This window comes from Phytohabitans maris (assembly GCF_031085175.1).
Classification (GTDB): Bacteria; Actinomycetota; Actinomycetes; order Mycobacteriales; family Micromonosporaceae; genus Phytohabitans; species Phytohabitans maris.
This window is the reverse complement of the sequence record NZ_JAVHUY010000015.1, coordinates 1-23,626: the sequence shown is the minus strand read 5'-3', so window position 1 is coordinate 23,626 and position 23,626 is coordinate 1. Positions and strand designations below refer to the sequence as shown.

The following is a 23,626-nucleotide window of genomic DNA, read 5'->3' as shown; positions in this document are numbered from 1 at the left end:
ATCGACCGGTGCGGACGTCCTGGCGACTCCCTCCACTCAGGAGCGGGCGCGGCGCCCCCGGCCGGGCGCTCCGCCGTGCCTTCCGCCGGGCAGCAAAGGACCTGATGTGAAACGACATCTCACCGCCCTGATCGCCCTCGCCGCCGCCCTGCTCGTCGCGCCGGCGCCCGCCCGGGCCGCCGGCCCCTTCGCGACCGCACCGGCGCCCGCGCCCCTCAGCCCGACCCCCTACCAAGGGTGGAACACGTACTTCGGGCTCGGCGGCAACTTCTCCGAGCAGGCCGTACGGGAGGCCGCCGACGCCCTGGTCTCGCGCGGGCTGGCCGCCGCCGGGTACGACATCGTCTGGCTGGACGGCGGCTGGCAGGACCCGGAGCCGCGTACCGCCGCCGGCGACCTCCAGGCCGACCGGACCCGGTTTCCCAACGGGCTCAAGCCGCTGGTCGACTACATCCACGCCAAGGGGCTGAAGGCCGGCATCTACACCGACGCCGGGCCGTACATCCCGGGGCGGTGCGGGCTGGGCAGCCACGGCTACTACCAGCGCGACGCCGACCAGTTCGCCGCCTGGGAGTTCGACGCGGTCAAGGTGGACTTCCTCTGCGGGATCGCCGCCGACCTCGACCCGAAGACGGTGTTCACCGAGTTCGCCCGGGCACTGCGCGACAACGCCAGCGGCCGCCCGATCATCTTCAACCTCTGCAACCCGGTGACCTCGCCGGACTGGGGCGACTACCCCGAGGAGCAGCAGTCCACGTACTCGTGGACGTACGCGCCGGCGATCGCCCAGTCCTGGCGCACGTACACGGACGTGGGGTTCGTCGGTGAGATCAAGTTCAAGGACGTCCTGCGCAACTACGACGCGAACGCCCGGCACCCAGAGGTCGTCCGCCCCGGACACTTCAACGACCCGGACTACCTCGGCCCGCAGCTCGGCATGACCGACGAGGAGTTCCGCACGCAGATGACGCTCTGGGCGGTGGCCGCCGCGCCACTGGTGATCGGCAGCGACGTGCGTACGCTCAGCCAGGCCTCCGTCGACATCCTCACCGACCGCGACGTGCTGGCGATCAACCAGGACCGGGCCGCCGTCCAGGCCGTCCGGGTCGGACCCGCCGGCACCACGGAGACCTGGGTGAAGCGGCTCGCCGACGGTTCCCGGGCGGTCGTGCTGCTCAACCGCGGGGACGCCGCGCGGGTGCTGACCGCCCGCGCCGCCGCGGTCGGCCTCTTCGGCTCCCGGTTCACCGTGCGGAACGCCTGGACCGACCAGGTCACCGAGAGCGGCGGCACGCTCAGCGCGGCGGTACCGGCCCACGGCGCCGCGCTGCTGCGGGTCGCGCCCAGCCGCGGGCTCCCCGGCGTCCCGCACGTGACCGCGAGCCTGCCCCAGGTCACCCGGGTCGGCGGCGCGCCCGTCCCGGAGGGGAGCGCACCGGTGCTCGCCGGCGGTGACGCCGCCCGGGTCGAGGTCGCGGTACGCAACGACGGCGTGCTCCCGGTCCTGGCGCCGCGGGTCTCGCTCGCCGCGCCGGACGGCTGGTCGGTCCGCCCCACCGGTCACGCCCCGGCGGTACTGGCGCCCGGGCACGCCAGCACGCTCGCCTTCACCGTGACCCTGCCCGCCACGACCGCGCCCGGCACCGGCACGCTCACCGCCACCACGTCGTACGAGGTGATCGGCAAGGGGCGGCAGCGGCAGCGGACCAGTACGGCGGTGACGATCGCGCCGGCGCCGCCGGACGGTGCCACCGTCCTGTCGCACCACGAGTGGATCAGCGCGACGAGTGGATGGATGAGCCCCACGGTCGACCTCAGCGTCGGCGGCGGTTCGCCGATCAGCCTGCTCGGCCAGGTGTACCCGACCGGCCTCGGCGTGGCCTCCCCGTCGACGGTCCGCTACTACCTCGGCGGCGCCTGCGCCCGGCTGGCCGCGACGGCCGGCATCGACGACGCCGTGCGCAACGTCGGCCCGGACGGCGGCACGGCCACGTTCCAGGTGGTCGGCGACGGCCGCGTCCTGTTCGACAGCGGGGTGGTCACCCGCGACGCGACCGCGCGGATCGACGTCGACCTGACCGGCGTCCGCCTCCTCGACCTGGTGGTCGGCGACGCCGGCGACGGCGGCTACAACGACCGCGCCGACTGGGCCGGCCTCGACGCCACCTGCTGACCCCAGCGACCCCCGCCGGTGATCGAAGCTCCTTTCAAGTCGCTCTAGGGCCTGTATCAAAGAGTTTGTCGGTGCGAGCCGGAGTCCAGGCGGCGTCAGGTGGTGGCGGGCGCAAGGTCGCATACCGGTGTTGTATGCGGGCTTACGCCCGACGCCGCATGGCGCCGCCTGGGCCCGGCGCAGCCCGGCAAGGAATTTGATCCAGGCCCTAACAGCTTGAGAGGAGCTTCGATCACGCTGAACCGGTGAGCAGGCGGCTCAGCGTGCCGCCCAGGATCGCCTCCTCCTCGGCCCGGTCGAGGCCGAGCGAGCGGATCGTGGCGATCTCCGCGGCCGGGTCCGCCATCGGCCAGTCGGAGCCGAAGACGATCCGGTCCGCGCCGTGCCGGCGGATGATCGCGCGGAGGCGGTCGGGATCGAGTTCGGCCAGCCGCGGCGGCCAGGACGTCTCGAGGACGATCCGCGAGCCGAGCACCTCGGCCTCGGCCTCGTCGAGCCGGTGGTATCCGCCGTAGTGGCAGGCGACCAGCGTGAGGTCGGGCACCGCGTCGTGCAGCGCCCGCAGGCTCCGGGGCGCCCCGCGCTCGTTGGCGGCCTCGTCGCCGCCGGCGCCCGCGTGCGTGACGACCACGATGCCGGCCTCGGCCAGGGCGCGCGCGATGTCGACGACCCGCGGGTCGGCCAGCGACAGGTCCTGGAAGAGCGGGTGCAGCTTGACGCCGCCGATCCCGTTGTCCCGCAACGAACGCAGGTTTTCCGCGACCGGGAGGTCCGGGTGGACGGTGCCGAACGGGACCAGCCGGTCGCGGTCGATCGAGCCGATGAACTCGTTGACCCGGCGCACGTGGCGGGCCGTGTTGGCGATGCCGAGACAGACCGCGCGATCGACCCCGGCCGCGTCCATGGTGCGGATCAGCCCGCCGACCGTGCCGTCGAAGACCGGGTCGAGGGCGGCCGGCCGGCTGGCCAGCACCTGCGGGGCGATGTGGTCGGGCCAGACATGACAGTGCACATCGACGATCATTGGCATCCCTTCTAGGATAACCAATATCATAGATCATGGGCTTGGCGAGAAGCGGTGCCGGCGAGCCTTCGTGTTTGCGGTGGTTCGTACCATCGAGGGCTACCTCTGCCATCGCCTTCCGTGAGGTCCCCATTGCCAAAGCGTGCGCATCCGGGCAGGTTCTTCCGCTCGCTGCTGACCGTGGACGTCGTTCTCCGGTTGGCGGCGGTGGTGCTCGCCGGCCTCATCGTGGTCCGCGCGCTGCTCGCCGGGGCCTCCGGGCTCTGGTCGATCGTCCTCGTCCTGGCCGCGTCCGCCGCGCTCTGGGGCACGCTCCGGCTCTACGAGAGACTGCGTACGCTGCTCGCCCAGGCCCGGTCCGACTCCGGCGACGAGCCGCCGAGACCCGGCGGGCCCTCGTTCGTCAGCCGCTCCCGGTCCCGGCTCGCCGCCATGCTCGCGCTGCTGATCCTGGTCGTGCACGCGGCGATCACGGGCTACGTCGGCGTGTGGACGATCCTGGTGGCGATCGTGCTGGGCGTCATCGCCACCCTGCTGAGCCCCAACCTGCGGCTGGTCGCGTTGCTGGGCGGCACGGCCATCGTCTTCGCCGGCGCCACCGTCTTCGTGGCCGAGGTGTTTCGGGGCAGCACCGAGGCCCGCGCGCTCGCCATCTCGATCGCGGCGGTGGTCCTGCCGGTACTTGTCTCGGACAAGATCGGCAAGATCGCCCGGCAACCGGCGCTCACCGCCAACCACCACGTGATCCTGGCGGTGCTCACGCTCGTGCTGGGCTTTCTGGGCTGGACCCGGGACGACTGGCTGCCCGGCGTCGTCAACCGCTGCTACACGCTGCCGACCTCGACCGGGATCACGGTCCTGCGGACGACCGCCGACGGTGAACGCTGCTACGGCCTGCTCGACACCGCCGACCCCGGGGTGTTCGCCGCGCCGGCCTTCGGCGGCGACCCGGTGACCATCGCGCTGGAGCGCCGGATCCTCGCCAACAACCAGCCGCTGCGCGACGGCGATCTCACCGTGGTGTGGCTCGGCGCCCTCTCCTGCGAGTCGCACCCCGCGGACGCCACGCGGTGCGCGGACGGCCGGGACTATCCGTCCGAACGCGACCAGTTGCGCGCGCTGCTCTTCGCGCAGACCCAGATGGCCGCGGCCGGCACGCACCGGCTGCACGTGGTCATCGCCGACGCCGCCCAGGACGTCGGGCACGCCGACGACGTCGCCCAGCTCGTCATCTCGCGCCGGGAGGCGCTGGGCCAGCGCCTGGTGGTCATCGGTGGCGGCGACAGCCGCGACGTCACGCAGCGCGCGATCAACCGGCTCCTCGACGCCGGCATCCCGTTCATCGCCCCGAACCTGCTGGCCGACCTCGGGGCGCCGGACCGGCCGTTCGTTGACCGCCCCGGCTACCTCCAGCTTGCTCCGTCCAACATGGACTACGCCGCGGACACCGTGGCCCGGTTGCGGCAGCGCTTCCCCGCGGGGTTCGCGCTGGACATCTACCAGCAGCGGGACCCGACCGACCAGTACACGACGTCGCTCGTCAACGACCTGCTCGCCGCGGTCAAGCCGGCCCCGGGAGCCACCGCGCGGCACCTGCCCGCCCTGGACCGGATCGACGCCACGGCCTGTACGGCACACGCCGGCGGGCCGCCGACGGTGCTCTACTTCGCCGACCGGTGGACGCGGTTCGCCGACTTCGTCCAGCGGATCAACGACGTCTGCGGCCACTCCCGGCCACGGCTGGTCATCGCGGACGTCTCGGCCAGCCGCTTCATGGCCAACTACCAGCTACGCGCGGTCAGCAACGCGGACTGGCCGGTCGACTACTACGTCAGCGGTCCCGGGTGCGCGGACCTGACGGACGGCATGTTCACGACGCTCACCACGCAGATGTACGCCTCGCGCGGCGTGCTCAACCTCCGCCCGGAGGAGACCTTCACCTGCGCGGACCGGGCCGAGGACGCCCTGGCGGGGGAGGTCCGCAACGCCTGCACGCTCGACGCCGCCGCCAAGCTGACCAGCCAGCCGTGCCGCCCCAACGACCTCGGCACCTACCTGATCCCGATGTGGGACGCCGTGCTGCTGGCCGACGCCCTGCTGCCCGACCGCCCACCGCCCGGCGAGGACTACCTGACCAGCCTCGAGACCGCCGGGGTGAGGCTCACCACCGGCGCCACGGCCACCGTACGGGAGGGCCGGCTCGTCGAGCCCACCATCGCGGTCCGGATGTGGCACGTCGACCCGCTCAACGACCCGAGCCGCCTCTGGGAGCGGCCGAGCCCGGAGCTACGCCTGCCCACCGACCCCGGCTGACCGGCGGGCTACGCGGCACCACCACAACGAGGCGATACTCACCCAATCGCCGTTCCCGTGGGACCGGGCCGGCGGATGCTCTGGTGGTGGGCATCAGCGGCGGAATCTTCCTGATCGCGCTCGGCGCCGTACTGGCGTTCGCGGTCGAGGTCCACCCCTGGTGGATCGACCTGGAGGCGACCGGCGTCATCGTGATGCTCGCCGGCGGCGCGGTCCTGCTGGTCACGCTCTGGTACTGGCAGGACCGCCGGCGCCGCGCCGCCGTGCGGCAGCGCCGCCCGTCGCCCGGGGTGTCGCTCCCGCCGCCGGACGCGGGGCGGCCCACCAAGGCCTCGCCCGCCGACCCGCCGGCGACCTCACCGCCGACCGACGGCACGTGATCCGCCACGGGTGAGTCGCGTTCAGGCCGTGGGTTTCGGTCCGGCGGTGGTGGGTTTCTGGAAGGCGGCCCGGTACGCGTGCGGGCTGGTGCCGACGACCCGCTTGAAGCGGTCCCGAAACGCGGTGGGTGAGCCGAAGCCGACCTGGGCGGCGATCCGCTCGACCGGGTGGTCGGTGGCTTCCAGCAGGTACTGGGCCTGGCGAACGCGGTTGCGGTGCAGCCACTGCAACGGTGTCGTGCCGGTCTGCTCGCGAAAGCGGCGGTTGAGCGTGCGGGTGCTCATGCCGGCCTGGGCGGCGATTCCGCCGAGGGTGAGGTCCGTGGCGGCGTTCTCCCGCATCCAGCGCAGCACGGGCTCGAGGACCGAGCCGCGCGGGGTGGGCGGCTGGTCGTGCACGATGAACTGGGCCTGCCCGCCTTCGCGTTCCAGCGGCATGACGGAGAGCCGGGCGGCGTCGGCGGCGACGGCGGAGCCGTGGTCGCGGCGGATCAGGTGCAGGCACAGGTCGAGCCCGGCCGCCGCGCCCGCCGAGGTGAGCAGCTGGCCGTTGTCCACGTAGAGGACGTCCGGGTCGACGACGACGGCCGGGTGGCGCTCGACCAGCAGGTCGGCGGCGAGCCAGTGGGTGGTCGCGCGCAGGCCGTCGAGCAGCCCGGTCGCGGCGAGGATGAACGCGCCGGCGCAGATCGAGGCGATCCGGGTGCCGTCGGCGGCGGCCGCCCGCAGGGCGTCGAGGACCTCGCCGGGGATCGGGGCGGCGGGATCGGTGCAGCCCGGGAGGATGATCGTGTCCGCGCTGGCGAGGGCGTCCAGACCCCAGGGCGGCCGCAGCGTGAACGCGCCGGCGTCGACCTCCGCGGCGGCGCCGCAGACCCGGACCCGGTAGGCGGGGCGGCCGTCGGGCAGCCGGGTGCGGGTGAACACCTCGATCGGGGTGGACAGGTCGAACGGGACGACCTTGTCCAGGGCGAGCACGGCCACGGTGTGCATGGCGACAACGTACGCCGCCCGCCCGTTACCGCCAACGCCGCCGACCGCGTGCGCGGTGCTGTCTTCGCTGGTCATGGCCGTTGGCGAGAATCCGTCGCAGCATGGCAATCCAGCCACTTCCGGCGCCTGTCCGGCCTGGCTAGCGTCGGCGTGACCGCGTTGCTCGCACACGAACCGAGTGGGATGGGCCTTTGCCGATGACGAAGTTCCTGCTCTCGGTACACGTGCTCGCCGCCATCGTCGCGATCGGGCCGGTGACCGTCGCCGCCAGCATGTTTCCCGCCGCGGCCCGCCGCGCCCGCGCCGCGTCCGGCACCGACCGCGACCTGGCCGTGCTCCGCTCGCTGCACCGGATCTGCCGCGTCTACGCCGCGGTCGGGATCGTGGTACCGGTATTCGGGCTCGCCACCGCCACCAGCCTCGGCGTGCTCGGCGACGCTTGGCTGATCACCTCGATCGCCCTGACCACCGCCGCCGCGGCCGTCCTGGCGCTGGTGATCCTCCCCCGCCAGGCACGCACCCTCACCCCGGCACCGCCGCCCGCGCGAGCGGACGAACGCGCGCCGGCGCGGCTGGCCATGTACACCGGCATCTTCAACCTGCTGTGGGCCACGGTCACCGTCCTGATGATCGTCCGGCCCGGCTCCACCACCGGGGCATGAGCCGTGAGCCCACGCCAAGCCCTCCGCATCGCGGCGGCCGCGGAACTCGCCACGCTGGCCCTGCTGCTGACCAACCTGGCGACCGTGCACTGGCCGCAGATCTCCTCCGCGGTCGGCCCGATCCACGGCTGCGCCTACCTGTTCGTCATCATCCTCACCGCCCGCCTACACCGGGCCACCCACGTGCGGGCGCTCGCCGCGGTCCCGGGAATCGGCGGCCTCCTCGTCCTGCGGCAACTCACCAGCGCCGGAAAGGCCTGAGCCAGCCCGCGCGGCCCTACAGGCCGAGGATCTCGCGGATCCTGGACTCGACGCTTCGCATCTCGGCTATCGCCAGGCGGCCGAGCCGCCTGCGGAGCCTAGGTTTGTCAATGGTGTGCACGTTGGCGCAGTTCACATATGACTCGTCGTACTTGGTGACACCGGCCTCCGGTCCGATTCGCACATGGGTGGTGTTCGGCCCGGCCGACCCTGTCACCAGCGCCACGGTGACGGCCGACAGCGGCTCGGCTATGCGGTTGACGGTAAGAACGACTACAGGGTGGGGACCCGCCTGCGGCACCGCACAGGCCCAGACCTCCCCGCGCATCGGCGCGAGCTGCCGGCGAGCCGTCACCACTGCTCGGCGTCCGCCGCCGCCAATTCTCCTTGCGTCGCGGCAACGACGCCTTCGGGTAGCGGTGCCTGTTCGCCACCGTAGTACTCCCGGATCTCCTGGGCGGCGGCGATCTCTCTGGCCTCCCGCACCAGCATGCGTATGCCTTCACGGAGAGCGTCCGAGGTCGTGGCTAGACCCAACTGCCGCATGACGTCGCGGAGCTCGGCCGCCTCGTCTGCCTGGAGGCGTACCTGCGCCACACGGGAGGCAGCAGGCGCATCCACACGTCGCCGATCCCGGACAGGGCCGTTCTTGGGCACGCGAGCGCCCGACTTCTGCCCCCTCGTCACCTTACGTAGCGCATTCTGCTGGGCCCGCTTCTTGGGTGCTCCTTGCGTCTCCGGCGAGCTCCGTCGTACACCTGTCATACGGCCAAGTATCGTTCGAGGGCGGCCGCCTCGCAACGCCCGTGGAGCGCAGCGGAGCGTTCTCTTGGATGCATTCCCGCGGGCACCGCTGCGGCCAGCAACGCATGCGTGCGGACACTCCGCCTCATCCTGCGTCCTGGTCCAGTCGCAGTGTCGCCCGCCGCAGGAAGTCGTCGACCTGGGTCCGGTCGTAGCCGCGCGGTCCCTCGGGCAGCACCGGGCCCGCGGCCAACTCGTCCCGTACCGCCGGGCGGGACGCCACGCCATTCGCCGACATGGCCGCCTCGACGCGCCGCACCAACGCGTCGACCTGCCCGATGTCGTAGCCGTACAAGACGACCTCGAACCGGGGCGCGCCCCTCGCTGCCGCCTCGTGCAGCAGGTCGACCCGGTGCCTTCCGCCGGAGTACCCGGCCACCGCCCCGATCAGATCCGCCGTGCCGACGTCCGGCACGGTCAGCGTGCCAGCGGAGCCGGCCGCCGCGACGGCCTCCCGTCCGGCGTCCGTCAGCACGATGCGAAGAGCGGGCCGGACCGGACCGGTCCGCGCGGTGCCGATGAGCGTGAGTGCGCCGACGGTGTGCCACGGCAGATACACGTAGGTGCGCACCCGCCGGCCCTGCTTCGCCACCGCGTACACGTGCAGGCCGTCACGCGCCACCCGCAACGCCGCCGGCTCCGGAAGGCGGTAGTCCCGCATCCGGATCGGCATCGCGAGCGTCAGACCCGCGAGGACCACACCCAGGCCGGCTCCGTACGCCGCGCCGGAGCCGCCCCCGATGAGCGAGCCGAAGAAGCAGCCGGACGCCAGGGCGACGAGGGCCGCCGCGACGAACCAGTGCGGCCACGAGATCGGCGGGATGCCGTTGTCACCAAACTCGATACCGCCGTGCGGAAGGGGACGATCGACCGCCACCACAGCAGGGTAGCGGCGATGTCGACGGCTAATTCGGTTGCGGCTGGTGGACGGAGGCGGGAAGCTGTGCCGCGTCGATCGGGAACCGGCCGTGTGCCGGTCGAGCGGAGGGAGGCGAGCCGAGTGACGAAGCCCGTCGTGGGCGCGATGCCGCCTGCCCTGACCGCTTTCTTCCCGAGGAGCACCTTCCTTGCGCGACTTCGATCCGCGACGCCGTGGCAAACGGCGTTTTGACGACGACGCACCACGCTACGAAAAGCGCCGCCCCGCCCGTCCTCGGCCGCCCGACGACGACGCCGTCGACGGCCTGCCCGAGGGTGACCGCTGGTCCACTTGGGACCAGTCCACGGCCGGGCAGCGCGGGCCACGACCGCACCCCGACTGGCTGGTCACCGCGCTCGCCGCGGTCGACACCGAACTGGGCGTGCTGAAGACCGGCAAGGAGGCCGACGTCTTCCTGCTGCGGCGCGGCATCCCGGGTACCGACGAGTCCTGCCTGCTCGCGGCGAAACGGTACCGCGCCGCCGAGCACCGGCTCTTCCACCGGGACGCCGGATACCTGGAAGGGCGGCGGGTCAAGGAGTCCCGGACCAACCGGGCGATGGCCAACCGCACCGCGTTCGGCCAGCAGATGATCGCCGCGCAGTGGGCCGACGCCGAGTTCGCCGCGCTGTGCCGGCTCCACCAGGCCGGCGTACCGGTGCCGTATCCGGTGCAGATCCTCGGCACCGAGGTCCTGCTGGAGTTCATCGGCGATGCCGACGGTACGGCGGCGCCCCGCCTGGCGGAGATTCGCACCCGCGGGGCCGACCTCGTCCCGCTCTGGGACCAGGTCGTGGAGATGCTCGTGACGCTGGCCCGCTTCGGGCTGGCCCACGGCGACCTGTCCGCGTACAACCTGCTGGTCCACCGCGGCCGGGTGGTCGTGATCGACCTGCCGCAGGTCGTCGACGTCGTGGCCAACCCCCGCGGGCCGTACTTCCTGGAGCGGGACGCCTCGAACGTGGGCAGGTGGTTCACCGGGCACGACCTGACCGGCGGCGCGGTCGCGCCCGACGAGCTGCCGGCGCTGCTGTGCAAGGAGGCCGGCCTCGCCTGAACCGGTAAGCGCTGCCGCCGCCCGCGCCGGGGTCTAGCCTGGGGCTGGAGGGCCGAAACAAGGGGGGTGGTCGTGGATGGCAGCCACTGTCGGCACCCCGGTCGTCGTGGGCGTGGACGGTTCCGAGGCGAGCCTGGCCGCGGTCGACCTGGCCGTGCGTACGGCCGCCGAGCGGCACCGCCCGCTGCGGGTGCTGCACGTGTTCGCCTGGTCGTCCCTCGACCTGCCGCCGGAGGCGGGGCTGCGCGCCGACGCGGAGCGGCTCGCCGACCGGGCGGCGGCGTACGCGCACGGCCTCGACCCGCGGGTGACCGTGACGTCCGAGGCCGTGCCCGGCACCCCGGCCGAGATCCTGGTCCAGCACTCCCGCGAGGCGGCCGTGGTGGTCCTCGGCCATCGCGGCCGCGGCGGCTTCGCCAGCCTGCTGGTCGGTTCGGTCGCCGCCCAGGTCACCGCGCACGCGGCCAGCCCGGTCGTGGTCGCCCGCGGCACACCGCGCGGCGAGGGCCCGGTCGTGGTCGGGGTGGACGGCTCGCCGACCTCGGCCGCCGCGATCCGGTTCGCGGTCGAGGAGGCGGCGTGGCGCAAGACCAACGTGGTCGCCGTGCACGCCTGGGCGGTACCGATGTCGACCGGTCCGGCCGACATGCTCCCGCTGCTGTACGACCCCGACCGGCTCGCCGCCGAGCAGGAGCGGGTGCTCGCCGAGTCGGTCGCCGGGCTCGGCGACGACCACCCCGACGTGCACCTCGAGCGGCAGCTGGTCGAGGACAACACCGCGGCGGCGCTGATCGAGCACTCGAAGCGGGCCCAGCTCGTCGTCGTCGGCTCCCGCGGGCACGGCGGCTTCACCGGCCTGCTGCTCGGGTCGGTCAGCCACGCGCTGCTCCACCACGCCGAGTGCCCCGTGGCCGTCGTCCGGCCGCCGGCCTGAGGACGGTCCGCCCGCGCGGGGCCGTCGCGCGTCCTTTACTGGAGGCCGGAGCGGACGGACGTGATGCGCTGGGTGTTGAAGCCGAGCCAGTGCATCCGGCCCAGGTAGCGGGCGTGCTCGACCTTGACGCAGCGGTCCATCACCACGGTCAGGCCGCCCTCCTCCGCGATCCGCCCGCCCTCGGCGTTGACCACGCCGAACTGGCACCAGATCGCGGCGGCGTGGATGGCGACCGCGTCCCGGGCGATCCCCGGCAGCGCGTCCGGCGCGCGGAAGACGTTCACGAGGTCCACCGGATCCGGTACGTCGTGCAGGCTGGGGTAGCTGGTCTCGCCGAGGATCGCCGTCTCGCGCGGGTTCACCGGGATCACCCGGTAGCCGTGCCGCTTGAGGTAGTAGCCGACGAAGTAGCTGGCGCGCAGCTCGTTGGCGGAGAGGCCGACGATCGCGATCGTGCGGGCGGTGTGCAGCACCCGCTGGATCGCCGCCACGTCCTGGTACCGGTGCGGGTCGGTCGTGGTCATGCCGTTGCCACCTCGTTTCCGGTCGTCGCGGCGACCTTCGCGAAACCCTGTTCCAGGTCCCAGATCAGGTCCTCGACGGACTCGGTGCCGACCGACAGGCGCACCGTCCCCGGCGCGACGCCGGCCGCCCGCAGCTCGCCGTCACTGAGCTGGCGGTGCGTGGTGCTGCCGGGGTGGATGATCAGGCTCTTCGCGTCGCCGACGTTCGCCAGGTGGGACCAGAGCGTGACGCCGCGGATGAGGTCCTGCCCGCCGGCCCGGCCGCCGGCGCACTCGAACGAGAAGACCGCGCCCGCCCCGCGCGGCAGGTACTTCTCCACCAGCGGCCGGTAGCGGCTCGCCGGCAGGCCGGGGTAGGTGACGTTCGCCGCCAGCTCATGCGTCTCGAGGAAGGCGGCGACCGCCAGCGCGTTCTCGACGTGCCGCCGCATCCGCAGCGACAGCGTCTCCAGGCCTTGCAGGAAAAGGAAGGCGTTGAACGGCGAGAGCGCCGCGCCGAGGTCGCGCAGCGTCTCGGCGCGCAGCTTCATCAGGTACCCGTAGGTGCCGAACGTCTCGTGGAACCGCAGGCCGTGGTAGGCCGGCGACGGGTCGGCCACGACCGGAAAGCGCCCGTTCGACCAGTCGAACGTGCCGGCCTCGACGACCACCCCGCCGATGCTCGTGCCGTGGCCGCCGATGAACTTGGTCGCCGAGTGGACGACGATGTCGGCGCCCCACTCGATCGGCCGGCACAGGTACGGCGTGGCGAACGTGTTGTCCACGACCAGCGGCAGCCCGTGCTCGTGCGCGATGCCCGCCACGGTCTCGATGTCCAGCACGTTGCCGGCCGGGTTGCCGATGGTCTCGCCGAAGAAGGCCTTCGTGTTCGGGCGGACCGCCCGCCGCCACGCGTCCGGGTCGTCGGGGTCGACCCAGGTCAGCTCGACGTTCATCTTGCGCAGCAGGTGTTTGAGCTGGTTGACCGTCCCGCCGTAGAGCGCGGTGGAGGAGACGACGTGGTCGCCCGGCTCCAGCAGCGTGAAGAGCGCGGCGGCCTGCGCGGCGATGCCACTGGCGAACGCCACCGCGCCGCAGCCGCCTTCGAGGTTGGCCACCCGCTCCTCGAACACGGCGACGGTCGGGTTCATGATGCGCGAGTACGTGTTGCCGTACTCCTGGAGGTTGAAGTACGCCGCCGCCGACTCGGGGTCCTCGAAGACGTAGCTGGTGGTCTGGAAGATCGGCACGGCACGCGCGCCCGTGTTCGGGTCGGGGCGTTGCCCGGCGTGCAGTTGCCTGGTCTCGAATCCGAACGCGCGGTCTTCCTCGGCGCGCGGTGGCTTGTCGCTCACGGAGTGCCTCTTTCCTCGACGTCAGCCGTCGGCCAGGAAACGACGGATGATGGGCGTCTGGCGCGCTTCCTCGAGCAGGAAGCAGTCGTGGCCGTACGGCGCGTCGATCACGTGGAGCTCGACCGGCTTGCCGAGGGCGCGGAGCGCCTCCTCGATCTCCCGGGACGCGGCCGGCGGGTAAAGCCAGTCGGAGCTGAAGGCGATCAGCAGCGTCCGCGCCCTGACCGCCTCCAGGGCCGGCGCGAGCGCTCCCCCGCCGTACTGGCGGGCCAGGTCGAAGTAGGTCAGCGCGCGGGACAGGTACAGGTAGGTGTTGGCGTCGAAGCGCCGCACGAACGAGTCGGCCTGGTGGCGCAGGTAGCTCTCGACCTCGAACTCGGGTTCGGTGACGGTGTAGCGGATGTCGTCGGCGAACCGCAGCCGCCGGCCGAACTTGTCGTCGAGCGCCGGCGCCGACAGGTACGTGATGTGGCCGACCATCCGTCCCACGCCCATGCCGCCGTCCGGTGCGCGGCCGGTGCCGTAGTAGTGGCCGCCCTGCCAGGCGGGGTCGCGCATGATGGCCTCGCGGGCGATCGCGTTCCAGGCGACGCCCTGCGGGTGGAGGGCGTGCGTGCTGGCGATCGCCACGACGGCGTCGACCTGGTCGGGATACCGGATCGCCCACTCGAACGCCTGCATCCCGCCGAGCGACCCGCCGGCCACCGCCGCGAGCCGCCCGATGCCGAGTACGTCCAGGAAGGCGCGCTGTGTCCGCACCATGTCCGCCACGGTGATCACCGGGAAGTCCGACCCGTACGGCCGGCCGGTCGCCGGGTCGACCGACGACGGCCCGGTGGTCCCGCGGCAGCCGCCGAGCAGGTTGGTGGCGATGACGAAGTAGCGGTCGGTGTCGAACGCCTTGCCGGGGCCGATCATCCCGTCCCACCAGCCGAGCCCTTTTCCGGCGGTGCCGTCGCGGTCTTCCGCGGCGAACCCGTCGCGCGTGCTCTCCCCGGTCGGCGTCGCCGAGCGGCCCGCGGCGTGGGCGTCGCCGCTGAGCGCGTGGCAGACCAGGATCGCGTTGTCTCTTTCGGGTGACAGCACGCCGTAGGTCTCGTAGGCGACGCGGACCGGGTCGAGCTCCCGCCCGCACTCCAACCGCACCGGTTTGGGCAGGTCAAGGTAGTGGGTCTCGACACTGCCGACCGAGCCGGCCGCTGGCCTCACGCGCATGATCGTAGCCAACCACATGCCCCCGGTGCTATTGTCTACCACCCCAATAGGTATTACCGGGATCTCAGTGAAGGTGGGGCACGAGACATGACCACGGTCGACAACGGAGTCAACGTCCAGGCACTGCTCGACGCGCGGAAAGCGCTGGCGGGAGCGCCCGAGGCGGCTCAGTTCACCTGGCGGGCGTCCGCGAAGTGGCAGAACGGCGTGCACAGCACGACGACGGTGCGTAACTTCTTCGGCCTCGGGGCGGAGCAGGCGCACAAGTCCGAGGCGGTGTTCGACGCCGACCACCCGGAGGTCTTCGCGGCGGAGGACAACGGCATCACACCCATCGAGTACCTGCTCGTCGGGCTGGCGAGCTGCCTGACGGCCGGTGTGGCGTCCGTCGCGCAGAACCGCGGGATCCAGCTGCGCTCGGTCGAGTCGACGGTCGAGGGGCAGCACGACATCCGCGGCATCCTCGGTGTCGACAGCGACGTCCGCAACGGCTTCAACGACGTCAAGGTGACCTTCAAGATCGACGCGGACGCCTCCCCGCAGGACATCGAGGCGCTGGTGGCCCAGTCCCAGAAGCGTTCCGCGGTGTTCGACGCCCTCACCAACCCGACGAACGTTACCGTCGAGGTCGCCGCCGCCTGAGGAGACCGTCATCGAGCACACCACCACGGTCGTCGTCGGGGCCGGCCACGCGGGCCTGGCCGCCAGCCACTTCCTCACCGAACGGTCGATCGACCACGTCGTCCTGGAGCGTGGCGAGGTGGCGAACTCCTGGCGCCGGGAGCGCTGGGAGTCACTGCGGCTGCTCACGCCCAACTGGCAGAGCCGGCTGCCCGGCCACCGGTACAGCGGCCCGGACCCGGACGGGTACATGACGGCCGGCGAGGTGGTCGAGCTGATCGACCGCTTCGCCGCCGTCTCGCGCGCGCCCGTCCGGACCGGCACGAACGTCACGTCGGTACGCGCCGTCGACGGCGGCTACCACGTGACGACGAGCCGCGGCGAGATCCGCTGCCGGACGGTGGTCGTCGCCAGCGGCGCCTGCAACCTGCCGGCCGTACCGCCGATCAGCCAGGCGGTGCCGGCCTCCGTCGAGCAGCTGACCCCGTTCGACTACCACAGCCCGGGCAAGCTCCCCGACGGCGGCGTCCTGGTCGTGGGGGCATCGGCGACCGGCGTACAGCTCGCGTCCGAACTGCGGCGGTCGGGGCGGCGGGTGCTGCTCTCGGTGGGCGAGCACGTGCGGCTGCCACGCACCTACCGCGGCCGGGACGTCCTGTGGTGGATGGACGCGTCCGGGGTGTGGGACCAGCGGTACGACGAGGTGGACGACCTCACCCGGGCCCGGCGCCTGCCCTCGCCGCAGCTGGTCGGTACGCCCGAGCGGAGCACCCTCGACCTCAACGCGCTCACCGCGTCCGGTGTCGAACTGGTCGGCCGGTGGGCGGCCGTACGGGACGGCAGCGCCCTCTTCTCCGGCGGCCTGCGCAACGTCTTCTCGCTCGCCGACCTCAAGATGGACCGCCTGCTGGGCACGTTCGACGAGTGGGCCAAAGAGCAAGGGCGCGACGCCGAGGTCGACCCGCCCGAGCGTTTCGCGCCCACCCGCGTCCCCGACTCGACGCGGCTGCGGCTCGACCTGGCGAGCGGCGAGATCCGCGCGATCGTGTGGGCGACCGGCTTCCGCCCCGACTACCGGTGGCTCGACGTGCCCGTGGTCGACGCGAAGGGGCACCTGCGCCACGACGGCGGCGCGGTCGACAGCCCCGGGCTCTACGCCCTCGGGCTGCCCGTGCTGCGGCGGCGCCGGTCGACGTTCATCCACGGCATCGAGGACGACGCCCGCGAGGTGATCGCGCACCTGGCCGGACGCCTGGCCGCCCGCGGGTGACGCGCCGGGCGGGTTGACCTCGCCGGGTCAGCCCGGCGGCAGCAGCCCGGCGACGGCGAGCGCGTGCCGCACCTGGCGGCGCAGGTCGGTCCCGTCGGTCGCGGTGACGACGATGCCGAACGCCATGCGCTGGGCGAGCATGACGTCGTCCACCGTGAGCCGGCGGTCGACCAGGCCCGCCTGCTGCGCCCGGGCCAGCGGCGGCCCGAGCAGCGCCCGCATGCGCTCCGCCCCGTCGTACCCGGTGGCGTTGCGCCGGGCGTCGACGACCATCTCCACGAACGCCGCCTCGTCGATGGTCTTGTCGACGATGAGTGCCCAGAGGCGCCCGAAGGCGCCCGGATCCGGGCTGGCCGAGAGCGCCTCGTACTCCGTCCAGTCTTCGTCGAAGACCGCGAAGGCGAGCTCGAGCCGGGTCGGGAAATGCCGGTAGAGGACCCCCTGGCCGACGCCGGCCTCCTTCGCCACGGCGGACAGGGGCGCGTGGTAGCCGCGCTCGGCGAAGACCTTGCGGGCGGCGGCCAGGATCGCGCGGCGGTTGTCGGCCGACGCGGCCGGGCCGCGGTTGACCTTGCGTGGGTTGCCGGGCACACTGGGGAGTGTAACCGGACAATATTGTCCGGTTGGAAGGAGGTTCCCGATGACCTTCGACAAGACCTATGACGTCGTCGTCGTGGGCACCGGTGCGGCCGGTTTCGCCACCGCGCTGGGCGCCATCGACGAGGGCCTGTCGGTTGTGATGTTGGAGAGCACGGCGAAGTGGGGCGGCAACAGCGCGAAGTCCGGCGGCGGCATGTGGCTGCCGAACAACCCGCTGATGCGCCGCGACGGCGTCGGAGACTCCCGGGCCGAGGCGCTGACCTACCTGGAGGCCACCGTCGGCGACGAGGGGCGTTCGACCAGCCGGGAGCGGAAGGAGGCGTTCGTCGACGGCGTCGCCGACTTCGTCGAGACCGCCCAGAAGTACGGCATGGAGTTCCTGCGCGCCCCGGAGTACGCCGACTACTACCCCGAGCGGCCGGGCGGCAAGATCGGCCGCAGCATCGAGCACAAGCCGTTCGACCTGCGCAAGATCGGCGCGTGGTGGCGGTCGTCGCAGGCTCCCTCGGCGATGCCGATCCTCACCGGCGACGTGTGGCTGCTGGGCCGGGCGTGGTCGACGCCGAGCGGCTTCCGGCGGGGTGCCCGCCTGGTCTTCCGCGCCGCCGGCGGCCTGGCCCGGGGCGCGAAGCTCGCCGGCATCGGCGCCGGCCTGACCGCCTCGTTCCTGAATGTCGTGGTGATCCGGCACAAGGCCGACCTGTGGCTGGAGTCGCCGCTGGAGGATCTGGTGGTCGCGGACGGCCGGGTGGTCGGCGTACGCGTCACGCGCGGCGGCAGGCAGCTGACGATCGGCGCGAACCGCGGCGTGATGCTCGCGGCCGGCGGCTTCGACTACAACCGCCAGTGGCGGCGCAAGTACCACGGCATCGACGGCTCCCCGTCCGGCGCGCCGGGCAACCTCGGCAAGCCGATCGACATCGCCATGTCCCACGGCGCGGCCGCCGAGCTGCTGGACGACGCGTGGTGGGGCGCGTCCGTCGCGGCCACGAGCGCGTCCGAGCCGTCGTTCATCGTCGGCGAGCGGTCGTTCCCGTACTCGATCATCGTGGATGCCCAGGGCGACCGGTTCGCCAACGAGTCGGAGTCGTACGTCGACCTCGGCCACCACATGCTCGCGCACGACAAGGTCGGTCCCTATTGGATGGTCGCCGACCGCCGGCACGCCCGCCGGTACCTGCGCAGCTACGCCATGGATCCCCGGGCGGTGAAGGCGATGCGGCGCGAGGGCGTGCTGTTCAGGGCCGGTACGCTGCAGGACCTGGCGAAGCTGATCGACGTCGACCCGGCCCGGCTGACCGCGACCGTGCAGCGGTTCAACCGCTTCGCCCGCGCCGGCGTCGACGGTGACTTCGGCCGCGGCAACTCGGCGTACGACCGCTACTACAGCGACCCGCTGGTCCACCCCAACCCCAACCTCGGCCCGCTGGAGCACGGACCGTTCACCGCGGTCAAGGTCGTCATCGGCGACCTCGGTACCAAGGGCGGTGTGCTCACCGACGCCGACGGGCGGGCGCTGCGCGAAGACGGATCGGTGATCGAGGGGCTCTACTCGGCCGGCAACAACTCCGCCTCGGTGATGGGCCGGACCTACCCCGGTCCCGGCTCGACGATCGGCCCGGCGGTCGTGTTCGGGCTCCGCGCCGCGCGTCACATGGCGCGCCGCCGGTAAGGGGACCCCGTGGAGATCAGGGACAACGTCTTCGTCGTCACCGGCGGCGGCAACGGGATCGGCCGCGAGGTCGCCCTGGCGCTGCTGGCCCGCGGCGCCCGGGTCGCCGCGGTCGACCTCAGCGAGGCCGGCCTGGAGCGGACGGCCGCTCTGGCCCGCGCGGGCGACCGGCTGACCGCCATCCCGGTCGACATCACCGACCGGGAAGCGGTCCTGGCGCTGCCCACGGCGGTCACCGCCACCCACGGCCGGGTCGACGGGCTGGTCAACGTCGCCGGCATCGTGCACGCCTTCAAGCCCATCGCCGACCTGGGCTTCGACGACATCGAACGGGTCCTGGCGGTCAACTTCTGGGGCACGGTCAACACCACGAAGGCGTTCCTGCCGCTGCTCGTGGCGCGGCCGGCGGCGGCGCTGGTCAACGTCGCGTCGATGGGTTCGCTGGTCCCGTTTCCGGGCCAGGGCGCCTACGGCGCGAGCAAGGCGGCGGTGAAGCTCTTCACCGAAGGGCTCATCGCCGAGCACCAGGACGGCCCGCTCAAGGTGACCGTCGTCTTCCCCGGCGGCATCGCCACGAACATCCTGGGCAACTCCGGGATCGGGGCGCCGGGCGGCGCGACGAGCCAGGCCTCCGCCAAGCTCACCTCCGCCGCGGAGGCCGCCCGGCGGATCGTCGACGCCGTCGCCACCGGGGCGCCGCGGGTCACGATCGGCAAGGACGCCCGCATGCTCGACCGCCTCTCCCGCCTCATGCCCGCACGGGCGATCCCGCTGATCGCCCGGAAGATGCGGGACCTCGTGAGGTAGCGCCCGGCGCTCAGCCCGCCGCCCGGCCACCGGGCTTCAGCGCGGCGTGGACCAGGCTTCGACGAGGGTGGCCACGGTTGGTTGGGCGGTCAACGGCCGCAGCGACTCCAGGGTCGCGTCGTGCAGTGCCGGGTCGAAGCAGGCCGAGCCGTCCGGCGGGAGGACCACGGTGTAGTCCAGCGCCCACGCGTCGCGGACGGTGGCGGCGACGCACTGGTTGGTGAAGCCGCCGACCACCACCACCGTGTTGACACCGAGGTCGCGCAGCAGCAGGTCGAGCGGGGTGGCGAAGAAGCCGGACGCGCGCGGCTTGTCGACCACGAAGTCCGCCGGTGGCAGGTCGGCGAGTTGGCGGGTGCCCCAGGTGTCCCGGCGCAGGCCCTCCTCCAGCAGCCAGGGTCGGGCCGCGACCAGCCCGGCGGCGGCCACCGCGCGGCCGTCGGCGCCGGTCAGCACGTACTGGGAGCAGAGCACCACCGGGCGGCCGGCGGTCTGCGCCGCGGTGGTCAGGCGGGCGACCGCGGGCACGATCGCGGTGAGCGGTTCGCAGGAGGCGCCGTGCCGGGCGTACGCGCCGTCGGGGTGGCCGAAGTCGTTGGTCATGTCGACGAGGAGCACGGCCGCGGCCGACAGGTCGAAGCCGTCCGGTGGCAGGTATCCGCCGCGCATCAGGCCGCCATCGCGCTGATCTCACCCGCCGTGAGCCCGGCCAGCCCCATGTCGGCCAGCGTGCGGCCGGGCGGTGTGGCGCAGAGCGTACGCCCCACGCGCAGCACCGCATCGGTCACCGGCACCGGTACGCCGGCCACCGCGGCGAACTCGGCGGTGCAGGCCAACCCGAACGGCAGGTCTTCGGTCAGGTACCGGGACTCGATCGCCGACGGGCTGGCCAGCCCGTGGTAGACGTCCCGGTCCAGGACGGCGAAGAGCCGCACGAGGTCGCGGTCGCGGACCTGGTACGCCCGCTCGATCCAGGCGTCGAGGTCCAGCGCCGAGCAGCCGTACGCGCGAGCGACCGCGACCCGTTCGGCGTCCAGCGCCCGGATCAGGGCGGCCACGCCGGGCCCGACACCGTCGCCGTAGAACCGGAAGTGCTGCCCGGCCTCGATGCGCCCGGCGTTGAGCAGCGTGATCGGCGGGTGGATCACCGGGTTGAGGTTGGCGAACAGGACGTCCAAGATGGACGGTTCGGCGGCGGCCTGCGGGTAGAGCTGGCGGACGAGGCCGGTCAGCGCGGCCGTTCGGGCACTGTCCACAGCGGACACCATGAGGTGCTTCTTCAGCGCGTGCACCCCGACGGTGCCGTCGCGGTCGACGCGGCAGGCGTACGCGAGCGTGTCGGTGGCGCCGAGCACCACGCCCGTTCCCGCGGCGCCCCAGATGTGGGCGACCTCCAGCGCGCCGCCGGTGCCGCCGGGGTGGAGCAGGACCGACTGGCCCGGCCGCACGTGCGGGGCCAGCGCGCCGGCGATCCAGGAGATGGCGAAGCCCGGTACGACGACCATGACCAGGTCGGCCCCGGCGACGGCGTCGCCGAGCGCGGGCCGGGTGGCGTCGACGGTGGCGACGCCGCTGACCGCACCGGCCAATGTGATCTGTCCACTGCGGACAAGGGCGCTGTCCGGGTCGAGGTACCGGTCCCAGAGGCGGACCCGGTGCCCGTTCAGCGCGGCGTGGCCCGCGGCGGCCAGCGCGCCGTTGCCCGCGCCGATGACCGTGAGGTCCATCGGTCAGGCCCGTGCCGCTGGCGCGACGACGCCGTAATGGGCGAGCAGGCCCAGCACCTGGGCGTCGCGGGTGCCGGTGCCGGCGCTCAGCATCCCGGTGTGCAGCGCCAGCAACGCCTCGGCCGCCGCGTGGTCGTCGCCGACCTGGGCCCACCGAGCCTCGCCGCTGGCGTCGACCCAGGCCACCTCCAGCCGGCCGGACATCTCCCGGGTGGCCAGCCGGGCGAGGGTGAACGAGCCGCCGGCGGGGTGGAACGAGTCCAGGCTCTCCCGCTGCAGGGCCTGCTCGACCACCTCGCCGTCGCGGAGCAGGTCGACCCCGTCGATGCTCACCGTCGCGGCGGCCATGATGGCGTCGGCGTGGATGGTGCTGGCGTTTTCGCCGCCGATGCCGACCGAGTGGCCGAAACCCACGTGCGCGGTGCCGAGCTGCTTCTCGTCCTCGATGACGATGCCGACGGTGCGGGCGGCCGGGTTGGTGCCGACCGCGATCTCGGCGACCATCCGGGCGGAGGGCCCGTGCCGGACCAGCTCGTGCTCGAACTGCTCGCCGGCCGGGCCGCCGCGGACCGCGCTCACCGCACCGTCCACGATTTCTATCTCGACCGGTTCCCTGAGGTTGCCGGCGCTGGTGGAGAGCATGATGTCGGCGACGATCCGGCCGGAGCAGCTCCCCTCGATCGGGGCGAACGCCACCTCGCCGGCCGGCATGTTGCCCAGGCCGCCCGCGACGCTCATCATCCCGGTGTCCAGAAACGGTGACCGGCGCGGGCCGCCGAGGTCGGCGACCAGGTCGGTGCCGGCCTTGGTGGTGACCCGGACCTGCCGCCCCCGGGCGAACAACTCTCCCCATCGGACGGTCAGCCGCTCGACCTCGCCGTAGTCGGCGGTCATCGCGCCAGCGCCGAACATCTCGTAGTTCACCCCGGGCATGGAGAGCACCCGTACGCCCGCCTCGGTGGCCGCGATGACCCCGGCGGAGTGGCTGGCCGACCAGCTGGTGGCGAGGATGGCGATGTCCGAGGCGCGGATCGCGGCGACGACCGGCGCGGCGAAGTTCTCGCCGTTGGTGTGCCGGGCCCGGACCCGGCTCAGGTCGGCGTCCGCGCCGAGCGCGAGCGCCTGCGCGAACAGCATCTCGCCGACCCGCGGGTCGATGCGCTCGTCGGTGACGATGGTGACGGTGTCGCCGGCCTGCACGCTCAGCTGGCCGAACAGGATCTCCACGCCTGGCTTCACATCTTCTCCCCAACAGCGGCGACCAGGTACTCCTCCAGCGCGGCGACGATCGCCTCGCCCAGCTCGGCGGTGGCGCCGCGGGGGTCGCCGAGGATGCCGTTGGCGGTGAGCGGCTTCAGCCCGGAGGCGAACAGCTCGTCGATGTCGAAGGGCCTCATGTGCCCGGCCTCGGCGAGGTCCATCCGGACCAGGTCGGGCCGCAGGTACAGCATGATGGAGGTCTCGATCAGGTCCGCCTGCACGGCCGGGATCCCTTGGTCCAGGCCGCGTTCGGCGGGCACCTTGCGCAGCGCGGCGACGAAGTCGGCGAGGCTGAGCACGTCGACCAGGCGCATGCCGTACTCGGCGGCGACCGCGCGCAGGTGGGGCAGGGCCTCGTAGAGCGGCCCGAAGTTTCCGCCGTGCGACGAGGTGAGCACCACCGTGGCGAAGCCCATCCGGCCCAGGCTGCGCAGGTGTGCCTCGGCCTGCGCGACGAGCAGCTCCGGGCCGATCGTGAACGTGCCGCCAAAGCCCAGGTGGTGGTCCGAGCAGCCGGGCACGATCAGCGGGGCGACCAGCGCCGAGCCGAGCCGGGTGGCCAGCCGGCGGGCCAGCTCGGTGCCGTAGACGGTGTCGGTGTCGCAGGGCAGGTGCGGTCCGTGCTGCTCGACCGAGCCGGCCACCACCACCGCGGTCTGGGCGCCGCCGGCCACCGCGGCCTCGATCGCCGTCGCGGACATCTGTGCCATGAACAAGTGCGGCTCCCCCGGGATCACTCGAAGACGTCCAGCGGCAGCGCCGCGGACACCAGAACGTTCGGAATGTTGACGACCGACGAGATATGCAGATCCGCCGCCACACTCACCAGCACGTACGCCTGCTCCCGGCTCAGCCCCCGATACGCCACCAGATGATCGACCAACTCACCAAGCGCATTCGCCGCCGCGAGCCCGACGTCCATGAACCGGTTCTCCCCACCCGCCGTCACCGGCACCCCCGTCGTAGCCACATACTCCCGCGTCGACCGCTCCCGGAACCGATACATCGGCGCACCCGGCAACCCCGGCAACTCCCCCCGCTTACGCAACCCGATCCGCAACACCGCCCGAGCAGCC

Annotated in this window: 25 protein-coding genes; 11 read left to right on the top strand and 14 right to left on the bottom strand. The window is 72.7% G+C overall.

Features of this window, described 5'->3' with window-relative positions; all coding sequences use genetic code 11:
- Positions 1-106 precede the first annotated feature (106 nt).
- Complete coding sequence (locus RB614_RS17355) at positions 107-2,173, top strand: NPCBM/NEW2 domain-containing protein (protein WP_308713554.1); 2,067 nt, start codon at positions 107-109, stop codon at positions 2,171-2,173.
- Between the two features lie 232 nt (positions 2,174-2,405).
- Here RB614_RS17355 and RB614_RS17350 read toward each other — a convergent pair whose 3' ends face one another.
- Entirely contained in the window at positions 2,406-3,203 is a 798-nt protein-coding gene (locus RB614_RS17350) for an amidohydrolase family protein (RefSeq protein WP_308713553.1), read from the bottom strand.
- 174 nt (positions 3,204-3,377) lie between these two features.
- Here RB614_RS17350 and RB614_RS17345 point away from each other — a divergent pair, with 174 nt between their 5' ends.
- The gene (locus RB614_RS17345; RefSeq protein WP_308713551.1) at positions 3,378-5,510 is read left to right on the top strand and encodes a type 1 periplasmic-binding domain-containing protein; all 2,133 of its coding nucleotides are present in this window, start codon (positions 3,378-3,380) and stop codon (positions 5,508-5,510) included.
- 86 nt (positions 5,511-5,596) lie between these two features.
- Positions 5,597-5,890 (top strand): DUF6458 family protein, encoded by a 294-nt coding sequence (locus tag RB614_RS17340; protein WP_308713710.1) that lies wholly within the window; start codon positions 5,597-5,599, stop codon positions 5,888-5,890.
- A gap of 21 nt (positions 5,891-5,911) precedes the next feature.
- Here the strand turns inward: RB614_RS17340 and RB614_RS17335 are convergent, their stop codons facing one another.
- Positions 5,912-6,883: a GlxA family transcriptional regulator gene (locus RB614_RS17335; protein WP_308713709.1), complete on the bottom strand. Its 972-nt coding sequence runs from the start codon at positions 6,881-6,883 to the stop codon at positions 5,912-5,914.
- A gap of 197 nt (positions 6,884-7,080) precedes the next feature.
- Here RB614_RS17335 and RB614_RS17330 point away from each other — a divergent pair, with 197 nt between their 5' ends.
- Both RB614_RS17330 and RB614_RS17325 read left to right on the top strand, forming a co-directional pair.
- Positions 7,081-7,545, top strand: coding sequence for a DUF2269 family protein (locus RB614_RS17330; RefSeq protein WP_308713550.1), 465 nt, complete (start codon positions 7,081-7,083; stop codon positions 7,543-7,545).
- Between the two features lie 3 nt (positions 7,546-7,548).
- Positions 7,549-7,806, top strand: coding sequence for a DUF3817 domain-containing protein (locus RB614_RS17325; protein WP_308713549.1), 258 nt, complete (start codon positions 7,549-7,551; stop codon positions 7,804-7,806).
- A gap of 16 nt (positions 7,807-7,822) precedes the next feature.
- On the opposite strand, the gene RB614_RS17320 is transcribed toward RB614_RS17325, so the two are convergent.
- The 3 genes from RB614_RS17320 to RB614_RS17310 form a co-directional block, all read right to left on the bottom strand.
- Positions 7,823-8,161, bottom strand: coding sequence for a type II toxin-antitoxin system PemK/MazF family toxin (locus tag RB614_RS17320; RefSeq protein WP_308713548.1), 339 nt, complete (start codon positions 8,159-8,161; stop codon positions 7,823-7,825).
- Entirely contained in the window at positions 8,158-8,298 is a 141-nt protein-coding gene (locus tag RB614_RS17315) for a hypothetical protein (protein ID WP_308713547.1), read from the bottom strand. The genes RB614_RS17320 and RB614_RS17315 overlap by 4 nt, the downstream gene beginning before the upstream one ends.
- 397 nt (positions 8,299-8,695) lie before the next feature.
- Positions 8,696-9,487, bottom strand: coding sequence for a hypothetical protein (locus tag RB614_RS17310; RefSeq protein WP_308713546.1), 792 nt, complete (start codon positions 9,485-9,487; stop codon positions 8,696-8,698).
- A gap of 190 nt (positions 9,488-9,677) precedes the next feature.
- On the opposite strand from RB614_RS17310, the gene RB614_RS17305 reads away from it, so the two are divergent.
- Together RB614_RS17305 and RB614_RS17300 are read left to right on the top strand one after the other, a co-directional pair.
- Positions 9,678-10,586 (top strand): serine protein kinase RIO, encoded by a 909-nt coding sequence (locus RB614_RS17305; protein WP_308713545.1) that lies wholly within the window; start codon positions 9,678-9,680, stop codon positions 10,584-10,586.
- A 76-nt stretch (positions 10,587-10,662) separates the two neighbouring features.
- Complete coding sequence (locus RB614_RS17300; RefSeq protein ID WP_308713544.1) at positions 10,663-11,520, top strand: universal stress protein; 858 nt, start codon at positions 10,663-10,665, stop codon at positions 11,518-11,520.
- A gap of 35 nt (positions 11,521-11,555) precedes the next feature.
- Here RB614_RS17300 and RB614_RS17295 read toward each other — a convergent pair whose 3' ends face one another.
- Genes RB614_RS17295 through metX form a run of 3 tightly spaced genes read right to left on the bottom strand, consistent with a single transcriptional unit; the run spans position 11,556 to position 14,587 of the window.
- Entirely contained in the window at positions 11,556-12,044 is a 489-nt protein-coding gene (locus tag RB614_RS17295) for a CoA-binding protein (protein WP_308713543.1), read from the bottom strand.
- Positions 12,041-13,378, bottom strand: coding sequence for an O-acetylhomoserine aminocarboxypropyltransferase/cysteine synthase family protein (locus RB614_RS17290; protein ID WP_308713542.1), 1,338 nt, complete (start codon positions 13,376-13,378; stop codon positions 12,041-12,043). Before RB614_RS17290 ends, RB614_RS17295 begins: the two co-directional genes overlap by 4 nt.
- 21 nt (positions 13,379-13,399) lie before the next feature.
- On the bottom strand, positions 13,400-14,587 hold the full coding sequence (gene metX, locus RB614_RS17285; RefSeq protein WP_308713541.1) for a homoserine O-acetyltransferase MetX: 1,188 nt from the start codon (positions 14,585-14,587) through the stop codon (positions 13,400-13,402).
- Between the two features lie 93 nt (positions 14,588-14,680).
- Here metX and RB614_RS17280 point away from each other — a divergent pair, with 93 nt between their 5' ends.
- A complete protein-coding gene (locus tag RB614_RS17280) occupies positions 14,681-15,235 on the top strand; it encodes an OsmC family protein (RefSeq protein ID WP_308713540.1) in 555 nt (184 codons plus the stop codon).
- Between the two features lie 10 nt (positions 15,236-15,245).
- Positions 15,246-16,484 (top strand): flavin-containing monooxygenase, encoded by a 1,239-nt coding sequence (locus RB614_RS17275; RefSeq protein ID WP_308713708.1) that lies wholly within the window; start codon positions 15,246-15,248, stop codon positions 16,482-16,484.
- A 27-nt stretch (positions 16,485-16,511) separates the two neighbouring features.
- Here RB614_RS17275 and RB614_RS17270 read toward each other — a convergent pair whose 3' ends face one another.
- The gene (locus RB614_RS17270) at positions 16,512-17,075 is read right to left on the bottom strand and encodes a TetR/AcrR family transcriptional regulator (protein ID WP_308713539.1); all 564 of its coding nucleotides are present in this window, start codon (positions 17,073-17,075) and stop codon (positions 16,512-16,514) included.
- A gap of 49 nt (positions 17,076-17,124) precedes the next feature.
- On the opposite strand from RB614_RS17270, the gene RB614_RS17265 reads away from it, so the two are divergent.
- Together RB614_RS17265 and RB614_RS17260 are read left to right on the top strand one after the other, a co-directional pair.
- Complete coding sequence (locus RB614_RS17265; protein WP_308713538.1) at positions 17,125-18,756, top strand: FAD-binding protein; 1,632 nt, start codon at positions 17,125-17,127, stop codon at positions 18,754-18,756.
- A 9-nt stretch (positions 18,757-18,765) separates the two neighbouring features.
- Positions 18,766-19,563: an SDR family NAD(P)-dependent oxidoreductase gene (locus RB614_RS17260; protein WP_308713537.1), complete on the top strand. Its 798-nt coding sequence runs from the start codon at positions 18,766-18,768 to the stop codon at positions 19,561-19,563.
- A 36-nt stretch (positions 19,564-19,599) separates the two neighbouring features.
- On the opposite strand, the gene RB614_RS17255 is transcribed toward RB614_RS17260, so the two are convergent.
- The 5 genes from RB614_RS17255 to RB614_RS17235 form a co-directional block, all read right to left on the bottom strand.
- Entirely contained in the window at positions 19,600-20,232 is a 633-nt protein-coding gene (locus RB614_RS17255) for a cysteine hydrolase family protein (RefSeq protein WP_308713536.1), read from the bottom strand.
- Positions 20,232-21,290 carry an NAD/NADP octopine/nopaline dehydrogenase family protein gene (locus RB614_RS17250; protein WP_308713535.1) on the bottom strand — a complete coding sequence of 353 codons (1,059 nt, stop codon included), beginning with the start codon at positions 21,288-21,290 and terminating at the stop codon, positions 20,232-20,234. Before RB614_RS17250 ends, RB614_RS17255 begins: the two co-directional genes overlap by 1 nt.
- Before the next feature lie 3 nt (positions 21,291-21,293).
- Complete coding sequence (locus RB614_RS17245; protein WP_308713534.1) at positions 21,294-22,529, bottom strand: aminopeptidase; 1,236 nt, start codon at positions 22,527-22,529, stop codon at positions 21,294-21,296.
- A complete protein-coding gene (locus RB614_RS17240) occupies positions 22,526-23,260 on the bottom strand; it encodes a creatininase family protein (RefSeq protein WP_308713533.1) in 735 nt (244 codons plus the stop codon). The genes RB614_RS17245 and RB614_RS17240 overlap by 4 nt, the downstream gene beginning before the upstream one ends.
- Before the next feature lie 23 nt (positions 23,261-23,283).
- Positions 23,284-23,626 (bottom strand): acetamidase/formamidase family protein (locus tag RB614_RS17235; RefSeq protein ID WP_308713532.1); only part of this gene is annotated, 343 nt, incomplete at its 5' end.

Bases quoted from the DNA above. Each gene is read 5' to 3' on its own strand.
- RB614_RS17300 (WP_308713544.1), top strand. From the start codon at position 10,663: ATGGCAGCCACTGTCGGCACCCCGGTCGTCGTGGGCGTGGACGGTTCC.
- RB614_RS17240 (WP_308713533.1), bottom strand. From the start codon at position 23,260: ATGGCACAGATGTCCGCGACGGCGATCGAGGCCGCGGTGGCCGGCGGC.
- RB614_RS17335 (WP_308713709.1), bottom strand. From the start codon at position 6,883: ATGCACACCGTGGCCGTGCTCGCCCTGGACAAGGTCGTCCCGTTCGAC.
- RB614_RS17255 (WP_308713536.1), bottom strand. From the start codon at position 20,232: ATGCGCGGCGGATACCTGCCACCGGACGGCTTCGACCTGTCGGCCGCG.
- RB614_RS17315 (WP_308713547.1), bottom strand. From the start codon at position 8,298: ATGCTGGTGCGGGAGGCCAGAGAGATCGCCGCCGCCCAGGAGATCCGG.
- RB614_RS17265 (WP_308713538.1), top strand. From the start codon at position 17,125: ATGACCTTCGACAAGACCTATGACGTCGTCGTCGTGGGCACCGGTGCG.
- RB614_RS17330 (WP_308713550.1), top strand. From the start codon at position 7,081: ATGACGAAGTTCCTGCTCTCGGTACACGTGCTCGCCGCCATCGTCGCG.
- RB614_RS17250 (WP_308713535.1), bottom strand. From the start codon at position 21,290: ATGGACCTCACGGTCATCGGCGCGGGCAACGGCGCGCTGGCCGCCGCG.
- RB614_RS17350 (WP_308713553.1), bottom strand. From the start codon at position 3,203: ATGCCAATGATCGTCGATGTGCACTGTCATGTCTGGCCCGACCACATC.
- RB614_RS17280 (WP_308713540.1), top strand. From the start codon at position 14,681: ATGACCACGGTCGACAACGGAGTCAACGTCCAGGCACTGCTCGACGCG.
- RB614_RS17295 (WP_308713543.1), bottom strand. From the start codon at position 12,044: ATGACCACGACCGACCCGCACCGGTACCAGGACGTGGCGGCGATCCAG.